At 51.8% G+C, this 13,785-nt stretch carries 11 protein-coding genes; 7 read left to right on the top strand and 4 right to left on the bottom strand.

The window, feature by feature from the left end; all coding sequences use genetic code 11:
- Positions 1-329 precede the first annotated feature (329 nt).
- The gene (locus tag Q9L42_RS04070; RefSeq protein WP_349432009.1) at positions 330-2,234 is read left to right on the top strand and encodes a TonB-dependent receptor plug domain-containing protein; all 1,905 of its coding nucleotides are present in this window, start codon (positions 330-332) and stop codon (positions 2,232-2,234) included.
- On the opposite strand, the gene ampD is transcribed toward Q9L42_RS04070, so the two are convergent.
- A complete protein-coding gene (gene ampD, locus Q9L42_RS04065) occupies positions 2,231-2,773 on the bottom strand; it encodes a 1,6-anhydro-N-acetylmuramyl-L-alanine amidase AmpD (RefSeq protein ID WP_305909703.1) in 543 nt (180 codons plus the stop codon). The genes Q9L42_RS04070 and ampD overlap by 4 nt on opposite strands.
- 645 nt (positions 2,774-3,418) lie before the next feature.
- On the opposite strand from ampD, the gene Q9L42_RS04060 reads away from it, so the two are divergent.
- From Q9L42_RS04060 to Q9L42_RS04045, 4 genes are all read left to right on the top strand, one after another.
- Positions 3,419-4,273, top strand: a complete 855-nt coding sequence (locus Q9L42_RS04060) for a 5-bromo-4-chloroindolyl phosphate hydrolysis family protein (RefSeq protein WP_349432006.1) — start codon at positions 3,419-3,421, stop codon at positions 4,271-4,273.
- 19 nt (positions 4,274-4,292) lie between these two features.
- Positions 4,293-5,456: a toxic anion resistance protein gene (locus Q9L42_RS04055; RefSeq protein ID WP_305909705.1), complete on the top strand. Its 1,164-nt coding sequence runs from the start codon at positions 4,293-4,295 to the stop codon at positions 5,454-5,456.
- 253 nt (positions 5,457-5,709) lie between these two features.
- Positions 5,710-6,807 (top strand): SPFH domain-containing protein, encoded by a 1,098-nt coding sequence (locus tag Q9L42_RS04050; RefSeq protein WP_305909706.1) that lies wholly within the window; start codon positions 5,710-5,712, stop codon positions 6,805-6,807.
- Between the two features lie 11 nt (positions 6,808-6,818).
- Positions 6,819-8,006 (top strand): primosomal protein N' (replication factor Y) - superfamily II helicase, encoded by a 1,188-nt coding sequence (locus Q9L42_RS04045; RefSeq protein WP_305909707.1) that lies wholly within the window; start codon positions 6,819-6,821, stop codon positions 8,004-8,006.
- Between the two features lie 40 nt (positions 8,007-8,046).
- Here Q9L42_RS04045 and Q9L42_RS04040 read toward each other — a convergent pair whose 3' ends face one another.
- From Q9L42_RS04040 to Q9L42_RS04030, 3 genes are all read right to left on the bottom strand, one after another.
- Positions 8,047-9,300 carry a glutamate-5-semialdehyde dehydrogenase gene (locus tag Q9L42_RS04040; RefSeq protein ID WP_305909708.1) on the bottom strand — a complete coding sequence of 418 codons (1,254 nt, stop codon included), beginning with the start codon at positions 9,298-9,300 and terminating at the stop codon, positions 8,047-8,049.
- 254 nt (positions 9,301-9,554) lie between these two features.
- Positions 9,555-10,094 carry a copper resistance protein NlpE gene (locus tag Q9L42_RS04035; RefSeq protein WP_349432003.1) on the bottom strand — a complete coding sequence of 180 codons (540 nt, stop codon included), beginning with the start codon at positions 10,092-10,094 and terminating at the stop codon, positions 9,555-9,557.
- Positions 10,095-10,350: 256 nt separating this feature from the next.
- A complete protein-coding gene (locus tag Q9L42_RS04030; protein ID WP_305909710.1) occupies positions 10,351-11,241 on the bottom strand; it encodes a WYL domain-containing protein in 891 nt (296 codons plus the stop codon).
- 259 nt (positions 11,242-11,500) lie between these two features.
- Between Q9L42_RS04030 and Q9L42_RS04025 the strand changes: the two genes are divergently transcribed.
- The gene (locus tag Q9L42_RS04025; protein WP_305909711.1) at positions 11,501-12,961 is read left to right on the top strand and encodes a DUF3375 domain-containing protein; all 1,461 of its coding nucleotides are present in this window, start codon (positions 11,501-11,503) and stop codon (positions 12,959-12,961) included.
- Positions 12,958-13,785, top strand: a complete 828-nt coding sequence (locus Q9L42_RS04020) for a DUF4194 domain-containing protein (RefSeq protein ID WP_305909712.1) — start codon at positions 12,958-12,960, stop codon at positions 13,783-13,785. The genes Q9L42_RS04025 and Q9L42_RS04020 overlap by 4 nt, the downstream gene beginning before the upstream one ends.

Raw genomic sequence — 13,785 nt, 5'->3', positions numbered from 1 at the left:
CAGGACTATATATATTTTACATTCCAGGATAATTTAGGTGCTGGGTGAACGGCGCTCCTCGACAGACATACCCCATACCCTAAACACAGCAAAATGCTCAAACTGATGAGAATTGCTGTAGATAGCCAGCAAGGCTTTCTAGCGCATATAATAATTTGCTATTCTGTATGAAATTGAATCCTTTTAATACTTTTAACAAGCCTCACTATTCAACCGATGTTACCAGCTCCCTATCAGTTCTATATCGGCTTTGTGATTTTTGCCCTCGACTCGCTTCATCTAGCCTACACCATCGATTCGGTTAGCGCTAAGCAGCAAAAGGGCGTGCAATGAAGCGGGTCGCAGGCGTTCTGACCTTGTTCGTCAGTCAGGCCTCCTACGCACAGGACGCTAATGACTTCTTTCTCGACGACGCGCCTGCCGTGTTGACCGCGACCCGCCTAAAACAACCGTTATCCAGAGCGCCGGGCGCAATGACGGTGATCGACAAAACGATGATCAAGGCCAGCGGCGCCAAGGAAATTGTCGAACTGTTCCGGTTGGTGCCCGGCATGCAAATAGGTTACAAACGCAAAAACCTGTCTTCCGCCACCTACCATGGCATGTCCGATGAATTCTCCCGCGGCATGCAAGTGCTGATCGACGGACACTCCATTTACAATGCCAGCTTTGGCGGCGTGCATTGGGATGATTACCCGTTGCTAATCGAGGATATCGAAAGAATCGAGGTCATTCGCGGCCCCAATGCGGCCACCTACGGTCCCAATTCTTTTTTAGGGGTCATCAATATCATCACCACCCATACTTCTCAGGATCAAGGCGCGCATGCCTCATTCCGAGCCGGCAGCAACGACTATTACCGCTCGACGGCACGCTATGCCGGGACCTGGAACGATTTAAGCTACCGTTTCAGCTACATGCATCAGCAGGAAGACGGGCTCGAAAGCGTCGCGGACAGTCAACTGGTCGATGTGCTGAGCACCCGCTTCGATTACCGCCTATCGGAAAATAGCGCCCTGCAATATAATTTCGGCTATAGCGCCGATAAAAGCCAAACCGGAGGCCACGGCGGCTTAAACGACTCGGTTCGCAATCAACGCGCCAGTCGCATCTCCCAAAACCTGAGTTGGACGCATCAATTCGATATGAATGAACAATTACTGGTCCAGCTCACCCATATCCGCAGGGACAGCGTAGAGCCTGTTCGTGTGGGGCTAACAAATCTCAACAATGATACGATGAGCGAAAGACTGGATTTCGAATTACAGCATACGACACAGCTGTTCGACGATCTCCGTATGGTGTGGGGTTTGGGCAGTCGCCTGGATCGCACCCGCTTACCCTTTTGGCTAAACACCCATGACGACAAAAGCAATGTGCTATACCGTTTGTTCGCTAACTTCGAATGGAAATTTCTAGAGGACTTCACATTGAACTTGGGCGCCTTATTGGAAAAAAACGCCTATCAAAACGTCGATATTTCGCCGAAAGCGGCCTTGAACTATTTGTGGTCGGAGCAACACAGTTTTCGTTTGATCGCCTCCAAGGCGTCTAGGATGCCGACCATCGGCGAACAGCATATCGATATTCGCAACACGGTGCCGTCGATATTGCCATTTCTGGTCAAAACGACCGGCCATTTAATGCCTGAAGAAGTCTATACTCTGGAGTTCGGTCATCACGGACAGTTTTTCGATAAGACGCTGACCAGTGATATCAAGTTTTCTCATCAGCGTTTTAGACGCCTGACCCAGATAACGGGTTTCGACGTGGACCCGGAAACAGGGGAACCGATCTTTCACTATCAGACCGGCGATGTCGCCACGGCGTTGAACTATGAAATGCAGTTGGATTACCGGCCAAATCCTGAAACATTGCTGCATATGGGCTATTCCTGGATAAACATCGACGGTCGCCCGATGGCATTGATCGACTATGGATCGTCGGCTCCCCACCATTCGGCAAATTTGCTTGCCTCCTACCGGTTTCCCCAACAATGGCAGGCCAGTGTCGGTTATTACTATCAAAGCGCGATGACTTATCTGCGCTCGACAGAAATCAATCAATTCCAGCGTCTGGATCTTATTTTGCAAAAGTCGCTGAAGCTGACCGAAAACCAGTCCCTGAATCTGGCCCTGATACATCAGAATGTGCTCGGTTCCAAAGACGAGTTCACTCCGGGCCAGCACTGGTCCGATCAGACTTTTTTTGAAATCAGCTACCGCTTCGACTAATCCAACAGACTCAACAAACGATCCCAATCGAACGACGGTCCGGGGTCGGTCTTGCGGCCTGGCGCAATATCGCTGTGGCCGGCAATGGCCTGCTTGTTCAATCCGGGATAATTTTCCAGCAACAAACGCGTGACCGCCGCCAGTTGTTGATACTGCTCATCGCTATAAGGCGTCGATTCACAGCCTTCCAGCTCGATGCCGATGGAAAAATCGTTGCAGCGATCCCGTCCGGCAAAACAGGACTGACCGGCATGCCAGGCGCGCCGATCGAAGGGCACAAACTGAATCATTTCGCCGTCACGCCGGATCAACAAATGCGCAGACACCTTGAGCCGGTAAATCTGCTTAAAATAGGGGTCGTCTTCCGGATCCAGACGATTACAAAACAGCTGGGCGATATAGTCGCCGCCGAACTGCTGCGGCGGCAGGCTGATGCAATGAATCACCAACAGGGAAATATCTTCAGGATCGGGGCGTTGATCAAAATTCGGCGAAGCGATTTGTTGCGCCGTGCTAATACAGTGGTTGTGGATGTTCATTCGCTAAACGGCTCAAACAGCCGCTTATTTGGTGGGAATCAAATCGAATACTTCTAAACAATCATCGACGTGGCAGCGCTAGATTTTCATAAATACATCGACAGGTCAATACTAAAGCGTCGATTTATCAGGGCCACCTCATTAAATGAATGAGTGGCAAAACAGAAAATTAACAACAAATACGCCTAAAGTAAGTTAAACGTTTAGGGTCTGTTAAATAATCCCCCCCGCGTGCACGGCCAATTTTGCCCCGGAGGCGGTTTTTGGCGGCTTGCTTCGCGAAGCCGCCCTACGGTGCGGGTAGGGAGTGCTGACGATAGGAAGCGCACCGGTTTTTTAGATTGGCATAGGGTTGAAAAATTCAGGCAAAACGGTATCCAAATTACAGATTTATTTTGCCTGACGGCCTATTCGGACGGTTTTGCAGTTTTCACAGCGGTGAAGGATAATGCATCGATGAACCTAAATCTAATGCTGTGTGAGGACCTGAAACGATGCCGACGATATTACGAAGATTGCTGGGATTCATACTATTGCTCGCCACAGTCGGGCTGACGACCTGTCAGTCGATGGTGAAGGCGGAACCGGCAAAACAGGGATTGGAACTAACGACGTCAGGATCAAAAATCTAGTGGCGCCACAACAATGAAACCATTCTATTCCAGAAAACCCAAGCGTTTTGTTCACGACGCCTTGCAGCGCTATTCGCCGCGAGGCTTGTTGATGTATTTTTTGCCGGCGGCCTTGATTCCGGCGACGATCATTGGCTTGGCTAAAGGCCATGTTGCAACAATCATTATCAATGCCTCCGGCTTTGCCGGCTACATGCTGGCTGCTTGGTGTATACGCCAAGGATTAAAGGCCGAAGCGCTCTATCAGCAAAACCGCATCGCCCGTCCGCCGCGCTGGCCTTTGAAGCTAGTCGCGGCCGTCATGACCGCGTTAACGACCGGCCTAATCGCATGGCTCGGCGTCCGGCAACCGCCGGTGTCTGCGTTGTTAATAGCAGGCGGCGCCTTGCTGGGCATGTATCTGAGTTACGGTTTCGACCCGAGACGGGAAAAAAAGATTGCCGGCGCTCATGGCTACTCCGGTGATGAGATTTTTCGGACCCTCGAAGAATCGGCCCTGATCATACGCGACATCGAGCAAGCCAATGACAAGATTGAAAATCCCGAATTAAATCAGCGGATCGAACGCATTTGCGAGATTGCCAACGGCATCCTCGCCGAAATTGAAGCCGATCCCCGCGACATACGCCGGGCTCGTAAATTCCTTAACGTTTATCTAGACGGCGCCAGAAAAGTGACCGAAGGTTATGCACGCACGCATCGACACAGCCAGTCCGGCGAGCTGGAACAAAATTTCCGCAACGTGCTGGCCACGATTGAATCGGTATTTCAGGAACAAAAACAGAAATTATTGGAAGATGATGTGTTCGATCTGGACGTACAAATCGAAGTGTTGAATACGCAACTTAAACGAGAAGGCATCCGTTGATGCTCAGGAGGATTCAAGCATGAGTGAACAACAGACAACCACGACGACGCCATCAGGCAGCGACACGACCGACATACCGGGCAGCGAGGTATTCAAGGAAATTGTACCGGGCGTCAAGGCCGAAGTCGTTCCTTTTGGCGACGCGTCAGATGACAGGAAACAGAGCATTCAACAGCTGCTCATCGAAATCGACATCAACGACACCCATTCGATTATTTTCTTCGGCAGCAGGGCGCAGGAGCAGTTGACGACCATTTCCGACCGAATGCTGGACGGCGTCAAAAACAAGGATGTCGGACCCGCCGGCGAAGACCTCAACGAAATGGTGGCGACAATTCGCGGCTTCGACGTCGATGAACTGGATCCTAATAAGAAACAGGGTTTTTTCGACCGCTTGTTGGGCAAGGCCAAGCCTGTCGTCAAGTTCCTGCAACGTTACGAGGAAGTTCGCAAACAAATCGACTCGATCATCGACAAGCTGGAGCGCCATAAAACCAGTCTACTGACCGACATCACCTCGCTGGACCGCCTTTACCAAGCCAATTTGGACTATTTTCATGCGCTTGAGGATTATATCGCCGCCGGCGAAGAAAAATTGCGCGAATTGGATGATACGATCATTCCGGAACTGGCCAAAACAGCCGAAACCAGCGCCGAAGTCCTAGACGCGCAGAACTTGCGCGATCTACGCGCCGCCCGCGACGACCTGGAACGCCGTATCCATGACCTGCGCTTGACCCGGCAAGTATCGATGCAAAGCCTGCCCGGCATCCGTCTGGTGCAGGAAAACGACAAGGGCTTGGTCAACAAAATCAACTCGACCATCGTCAACACAGTGCCATTATGGCGCCAGCAACTGGCGACCGCGGTGACCATATACCGTTCCTCGCAGGCGGCGGAAACGGTCAAAGCCGCGACCGACCTGACCAATGAGCTATTGGCCGCCAACGCGGAAAATCTGAAACAGGCCAACGCCGAAACCCGCAAACAGTTGGAACGCGGCGTATTCGATATCGAGACGGTCAAAAAAGCCAACGAAACCCTGATCGCGACGATAGAGGAAAGCCTGCAGATCGCCGATCAGGGCAAAAAGATGCGCAGCGACGCCGTGGTTCAATTGCAGGAATGCGAAACCGAACTGCGCAAGACTCTTGCCTCGGCGAACGCCAAGGCAAGTGCTTAGGATCAAGAATATGATCTCGATCCAATAGGGGAATCAAGGAGGGCATGGAGTATCTGACAAGAATTCTGCTTTAAATCGTAGGTCATGTTGCCGCTTTAGCGGCTACGTGACACATCGAGGTGACGAGAAAACTATTGTCAGGGAACGCTATCGCGCACCCTGACCTACGTTTGCAAATAATCGCGGCCATCTAATTTAAATTGTGGGAATTTAAGATTTACTTTACTAGCGTCACGAACGGGAGAAACAGACAGTGGGCATTTGGGATAAATTATTCGGCGAATTCATCGACGTCATCGAATGGATTGATGATTCCAACGACACGATGGTCTATCGCTTCGAACGCTATGGCAACGAAATAAAGTATGGCGCGATGCTGACCGTCCGCGAATCGCAAACGGCGGTGTTGGTCAGCGAAGGCCGCGTTGCGGACTTTTTCGAGCCGGGCTTATACCAGCTCGAAACCGCTAACATGCCGATCCTGACCACGCTGGAAAGCTGGCCGCACGGTTTTTCCAGTCCGTTCAAGGCGGAAGTGTATTTCTTCAATATGCGCCGTTTCACCGACTTGAAGTGGGGCACCAAAAATCCGGTGATGTTGCGCGACCGGGAATTCGGCCCCTTACGGCTGAGAGCCTTCGGAACCTATTCCATCAAGATTAAAGACCCCGTCACCTTCATCAAGGAAATCGTCGGCACCGACGGTCACTTCCAAACCGGCGAAATCAGTCAGCAACTGCGCAACCTGATCGTCTCGCGCTTTTCCAGCATCATCGGCGAATCGGGCATTCCGATACTGGATCTGGCCGCCAATTACGATGATCTTGGGGACTTCATCACCGAGCAAATCAATCCCGAATTTGCCGCCTACGGCCTCGAAGTGCTGCATTTGACGATCGAGAATATTTCGCTACCGCCGCAAGTCGAAGAGACTCTGGACAAGCGCACCAGCATGGGCATCATCGGCGATTTAGGCCGTTATGCCCATTATCAGGCGGCCGAGGCGATGACGAAGGCCGCCGACAACCCGTCGGGTGCCGCCGGCGAGGGCATCGGCATGGGCATGGGTTTCGCGATGGCCAATCAAATGGGACAGGCTTTTTCCAAACAAACGGCGAAGCCGAAAAGCCCGCCTCCGCTACCAAATTCGGTCGCCTATTATGTCGCGATCGACGGTCAACAACAGGGGCCTTTCCAGCAAGACATCATGGTCCAAAAAATCAACAATGGCGAAATCAACCGTTCTACGCTGGTCTGGCATGCCGACTTGACGGAATGGACGCGCGCCGACAAAGTCTCCGAATTGAGCGGACTGTTCGCAATGACGCCTCCGCCTTTGCCTAAAGCATAACCTGATCGTCGATGCGAACAAGCAAAAAGTCAACGAACAAAGATGTAGAGCGTTTTCCTTGCGGCCAATGCGGAGCGGTGCTGAAATACGCGCCAGGGACAACGCATCTGCTGTGCGACTATTGCGGATTCGACAACCCCATCGCCCGACGCGGCGGCATGATCGAGGAATACGATCTGCAACAGGCATTGAGAGACTTAACGCAACCGCGTAGCGAAGCCCCCAAGTCCCAGATTCATTGCGACGAATGCGGCGCCGCATTCCAGTTCGCAAGCAACCAGCATGCCGGCGAATGTCCGTTTTGCGGCACCCCGATCATTTCGACCACGGCGCAAATCAAGCCTATACAACCGAAGTCGCTGCTGCCTTTCCGCATCGATGAAAGCGAAGCGAGACGGCAGTTTCAGCGTTGGCTGAACGGTTTGTGGTTTGCCCCCAATGCGGTCAAGAAATATGCGCGCGGCGAATCGAAATTGGCCGGCGTCTATCTGCCATATTGGACTTTCGACAGCCAGACCGATTCCACTTACAGCGGCGAGCGCGGCGATGTCTATTATGTCGACCAGCCGGTCCAGGTCATGCGCAACAACCGGGGCGTCACCGAAATCAGACGGGTTCCCAAGATTCACTGGACGCCGGTGCGCGGTCATGTCAGCCGCTTTTTTGACGATGTGCTGGTCGGGGCCAGCAACTCGTTGCCGCGCAAGATTCTGGATGCGTTGCAGCCCTGGGATCTGGAGAACTTAGTGCCTTATGACGCGAACTACTTGAGCGGATTTCGCAGCGAATTCTATCAGGTCGACCTGGACGAAGGGTTCGATGTTGCCAGGCAGGTTATGGATGGCGTGATATATCGCGATATCGCCTTCGATATCGGCGGGGATCATCAACGCATTCATCAGGTTCAAACCCGCCATAGCGACACGACTTATAAGCATTGTCTGTTGCCGGTCTGGTCCGCCGCTTTCCGCTACCGTAATAAAACCTATCGCTACATCGTCAACGGCCGCACCGGCGAAGTGCAAGGTGAGCGTCCTTACAGTGGGTGGAAAATAGCCTTCGCGAGCCTCGCCGCATTGCTGCTAGCCGCCGGCGTTTACTATTATTTGGAGAAAACCGGCGCACTGCAAAATGGGCAGCCTCATTACGAACCTAGTGCACCATACTATGACGCTCCCTCTTACTTCTATGTTGAGTAGAAACGAGTCGAGTATCTATGATGGATCATCGCAGCCATGGCTATCCCCGCAAATGACCATTGCCGTAAGCCACCCACTTGTAGGTTGTCAATTCATCGGGACCGACCGGGCCGCGGGCGTGCAGCTTGTCGGTGCTGATGCCGACGACCGACCCCAATCCGTAATCGCCGCCGCCTGACAAACGGGTCGAGGCGTTAATCAATACCGACGCCGAATCGATCTGCTGTTCAAATTGTTGCGCATTGCTCAGACTTTGCGTGACGATGCCGTCGGTATGGCCCGAGCCATAGGTATTGATATGATCTATCGCCTCTTCAATGCCGCCGACGACCTTTATCGAAAGAATCGGAGCCAAATATTCTGTATGCCAGTCCTCTTCGCTCGCCGGCACGATATCCGGCAACAGCTGTTGGGCCTTTCCGCAGCCGCGCAGCTCGATATCGTTTGCATCGAACGCCTTCTGCAATAACGGCAGCATCTGTTCGGCGCAGCGTTGGTCGACCAATAGCGTTTCCAGCGCGTTACAGACCTGCACGCTTTGGCATTTAGAATTTACCGCCAACTCGACCGCTTGCGCCGGGACAGCGTCTGCGGCGATATAAAGATGGCAGATGCCGTCGTAATGTTTGATGACGGGAATCCGGGTTTCCTCGGCGATGCGCCTGATCAAGCCTTTGCCGCCGCGCGGAATCAATACGTCGACATAGTCATCCATTTTCAGCAGTTCGCCCACCGCTTCATGGCCCGGAACTCTGATCATCTGAATCGCATGCTCTGGCAGCCCAGCCTCAACGGCGCCCTCGATCATCGCATCGGTCAGCATCGTGTTGGTTTGCAGCGCTTCCGATCCGCCTCGCAAGATAACCGCATTGCCGCTTTTGATGCAGACGCCGGCGGCATCGGTGGTGACATTGGGGCGCGATTCATAAATGATGCCGATGACGCCTAGCGGCACCGATTTTTTGTAGACCTGCAACCCGTTAGGATTGGTATGGCCTTCGAGCACTCGATTCAACGGGTCGGGTCGCCGGGCCACTTTTCTCAGTCGGGTGAGCATATACTGAAAAACCTTGTCGTCGATGGTCAAACGCTTGACCATCGCCGCCGATAATCCATCCTGCCGTGCTTTCGCGACTTCCTGGGCATTAATCTCCAGAATCTGCCGCCTAACCGATTCAAGCGAATCGGCCATTTTCGCAAGAGCGAGATTACGCACTGATTCGGAGGTCGATGATAGCTGGCGCGCCGCAAGGCGACTTTGTCTGGCAATGACTTGAACGCTAGGGGTATTCATATACTGATAAGGGTCGTTTTTTGAGAGGAGGAAGGTTAGCAGCAAATCGGAGGCCGCACAAATCAGTAAAGCTGCGGCGTGCCCAACCAGATGCCCATCGTACACGCCGACGCTTGCTGCAGCTTATCGAAGCTTACTAATTTGGCAAATATCTTCTGGTTTCAGCATTGAAACTCTCAGCCAAAATCAATTTACCACCCTAATCCATTCGTATTATCTCAAGATATGTTAAATATACGGACTCGCTTTCTCGCTCAGTGTATATGGACTTGTCGGGTTTTGATTGCATCGCTTCTTTGCAACGTATAATCTTTTTGATTACCGGCGATTGGCGTTCCATCATTGTTCAGTTGAATCAGTGTGGCTTCGTCTTGAATACTGAATTGACGTTTGGCGGCTTGCTTTTTTGGGGTTAGCGTCACGATACGGTTTTCTTCATCCCAAGCGTATTTACCTTTTTCGTAATACTCTCTGGTAGACGCTTTTGCATACTGAGTAACCAGCAAGTAATTGTTCTTTTGTTTCAACGACAAGGTCACTTTGATGCCATCGCAATCTTTCTGCTCACAAGGCAGATAGCCATAAAAAACGCCTCGAAATACACGGCTGGCATCAGTCGGTTTTGCATGAGCCGAATGCTCCATGGCATTGTGACTTTTACCTTCGCGAGCCTTCAATGCTTTTTCCATAAGCTGCATATCAGACGCCGCCCAAGTAGTGTTAAGTGGAGAAAATAATGCAGTGAAAATAACCAGCATCCCATTTTTTTTCATTGTTCTAGTGATTGTTTGCATATCAATTCTTCTTGCTTCTGAGCATAACGGTAAGTAAAAGACGCATTATTATAATCAAACGCTTTCACACCGGCATCCGAAACGTCGCACGGGGTCCGTCGCACGCGCACGGGGTCAGACTCGATTTAAACAAACATTGACTCATGTTTATTTACCGGAAGCGGATAGAAAAAATGTCAAATGTAAGGCCTGACACCGGCTGGCTAATGGGTGACCCTTTGGGTTACCATGGCCTAAGACCTAACCCGACCAACGGTTATTCTGTCTGATATCCGGGGGCAATTGCCAGATTTTCCACGCCGTATAAAGTCACGGTATTTTTCAACCACAGATGGTATTCCGATCCTGTCAATGAATGGTCGTCAGTGCAATCGACGTTCCATCTGCGCAACACATATCCCGCCACTGCCGCGCGCACATTTGCTTTCAACACGTCGTGTTCCATACCGTATTCCATGGCGATGGTTTCGGGATGCGCCAAGCGGGGATGAGGCACGATGTGCATCTCGACGATGCGGTTCCACTGAATGTCGGCCTCGCGGGTCTGGGTATTTGGGATGTAACCATCATGCAAAGAGGCTGCAGAGATACGATTGATGACAAAGTCGCCAAACTGCTCCCGCTTACGATCGAAGGCTCTCACATGGCAGCGCAAACCATTATCGACCAAGGCGAAAGGCACAATATCGCGTTTGCTCCGGCCACTGGACAAAGATTGATAATCCACCGTCAAAATTTTTTGCTGATAAATAGCTTTGCTGACTTCGGCCAGTATATCAAGGTTAGGCGTATTCAGTTGCGTCGGAACCTCGGCCGAGATCAGTGCGCTTTGAACGCAAACATGGTCGTCTCCCAAACCATGACATAAGGCGGCGAGGGCCTGCCCACCCGGATAAGCGAAGACCGGCTTAAAGTCGCCGGCCTGGAGATAACGCTTGACCTTGGTATCGTAAATCAGATTGTCAGGGGCGATTTCTTTGTACTGGGCGAGATCTCGTGTCGCCGCGGCGGCCTTAATGCCAAAACGAGAAACAAGATCGGTCCGATTGATGAGGCCCGAAAACCGTAATTTGAAATCGATATAAAACAATCTTTCTTGCTGAGCCTGACCGATATCGTCTAACAATATCCGAGGTTGTGAATCCATACCAATCCAAATCTAGGTCGGGTTCGTGTAACCCGACAAGTTAGATGTCGGGTTACACCCATAGGGAACAAGCGGCAGTCCCTAACCCGACCTATGAGAGAATGATAATGGCAAAGCGGAATATGCGTCAATTTTATTTGTTGACATCATCATTTTGATGATGATAATGTCATTTGATGATTTTTTTATTGTCGGGTTACGCTTTGCTTTTATGCCCTTAAGGGTAAATCCGACCTACGCATTTTGATGGGAGAGTCGTTTGAATTTTCAGGGCTTACAGGCCAAATATCGTCGCCTGTACCAGGAAAGCGCCGCCTGGAAACTGCTGCGGGCGGACAATGCGCCCATCATCCTGGCGTTCATTGCCGATTTATTCTCCGATGAAAACGAGGTCCCTTTCGGACGCGCGCGTATTGCGTTGGCCGCCGAACTGGAAAAATGCAAGGAGCAGGGGATATGGGAAACGGAAACGCCGGCGGGCGCTTATCTGAATCAATGGATTCATAGCGGATGGTTGCGCGAAATGGACGACAAACTCAGCAAAACCGACGCCAGCGAAATCGCGTTAAGGTTTTGTATGGGGTTGGATCAAAGAAATACCGGCACCACGGCCTCTCACCTTCGAATTGTACAAGAAGCCGTGCGCGAGTTTGCCGTCGCCATCAGTCCGAACGCCGACGAGCGGATTGCCTTGCTCGAACAGAAAAAAGCCGAGCTGCAGCATGAAATCGATGCGTTGAATGCCGGCGTTGTCACCCAGTTAACGGAGGCGCAACAACGCGAACGCATTAGAGAAATCTATCAATTGGCCTCGGTACTGACCGGAGATTTCCGGCGAGTGGAGGACGAAATCCGCGAACTCGACCAGGCTATCCGGGTGCAAATGATCGATGGTGGCGCAAAACGCGGCGAAGTGCTTTTATCCGTGATGGAAAAAGAAGCATTGCTGGCCGAAACCGATGCCGGCAGCGCTTTTGAAGGTTTTTTCCAACTATTATGCGATCAAAACCGCTCGACCGAGTTCAAGGACCAGTTGCGCAGTATTTTAAGCAAACCGGTCGCGGAAAAGTTAACGCCGCAACAACATCAGTTCCTCAGTCAATTGATGCGGGAGCTGTCCAAAGAAAGCGAACGGGTTTTTCATATCCGGCGGCGAACGGAAGAAGGCCTTAGAGCCTATATCGAAAGCGGCGCTGCGTTGGAAAACCGGGCCGTCAACCGGCTGCTGCAACAATTGGAACGCAAGGCGATAGCTTTAAAGGATGCCGGCGTCGAATCCAAAACCGCAACCGTACTCTCGTTACCGGTAGGCCCGATCAAGATAAGCTCTCCGGACAGCATGCGTCTCAGACCCCCGGATGAAAAACTCGATACCTCCGACATAGAGGAACAGGTCAATTCCCGCACACCGAGTTCTCTGATGCTGGATTGTCTGGACGCCGTTCAAGTCAGGGAAATCGCACTGCAAACGCGCAATACCTTGCTTAAGCACGGCCCGATGACCATTGCTTCCATCGCGGCCATTCAACCGCTGAAATCGGGACTCGAAGAATTGGTCGCTTACTTACGGGTCGCAAGATCGGTGGGCGCGACCAGTCTGGACGAAAAAGAAAGCGTAGAGGTTTTGGACAAACAAGGCATCCGCCTTAAGGCCGACATTCCGAAATATCTGTTAAGCGCGGACTTGTTCCCCGACAATATAGAGGAGATGGCGATATGAGTCACGATGAAATTGAACGAAGTTCGCTGACTTCAGGAGCCGGCGATTTATTCGACCGTTTTCGGGAACGTCAATCCGACCGGTCACCATTGGAGCAAAATACGAATGTCGAACACGATGACCGCGACTCATCTCCGTTCGCTCCCGACCCCGCTTCATCGGCGACGACGGAAACAGCTCCCGATTCCCCTTCGACGAATAGCGGAACCCTTCCGCCGGAAGCCAGGCGCGCCTTGGTCAGTTTACTCAGACACGGGGTCGTGTTAGCCAGCCAAAAAGCCAATTTGTTCGATTCCATTTGTCGCTATCAAGACGCCGTTCGCAGCCATCTGGCGGACGTCTATTTAAAACTGGTGCTCGATCAAAGAACGGGCGTCGTATTCGTGGCCGGACTGGATGAAGACGACAACGAACAAGAAGAGGAAGCTGTGTCATTGATCAGCCGCAGAACCCTGACGCTGTACGACACCTTGTTGTTGCTGATTCTGCGCAAACATTATCAAGAACGGGAAACGGCCGGCGAACAACGCATCATCATCGATAGCGAAAAAATCGAGGCCAATTTGTCGCCCTTTCTGCCCTTAACCAACAGCACCCGCTCGGATCGCAGAAAACTCGACAGCGCCTTAAAAAAGATGAGCGAAAAACATATATTAAGCGCCGTTCGAGGCAGCGATGACCGCTTCGAAATAACCCCCATCATTCGTTACGTCGTCAATGCCGGTTTTCTGGAAAGCATGCTGACGGAGTACACACGCCTGGCTCTCGATGCCGGTTTAACGCAGGATGCTCCCGTCGCAGCCGAAATGAATGAAGGAGGATAA

Source organism: Methylomarinum sp. Ch1-1 (assembly GCF_030717995.2).
GTDB classification, from domain to species: domain Bacteria; phylum Pseudomonadota; class Gammaproteobacteria; order Methylococcales; family Methylomonadaceae; genus Methylomarinum; species Methylomarinum roseum.
The sequence above is the reverse complement of the archived record's forward strand: the minus strand, read 5'-3'. Positions and strand labels throughout refer to the sequence as shown.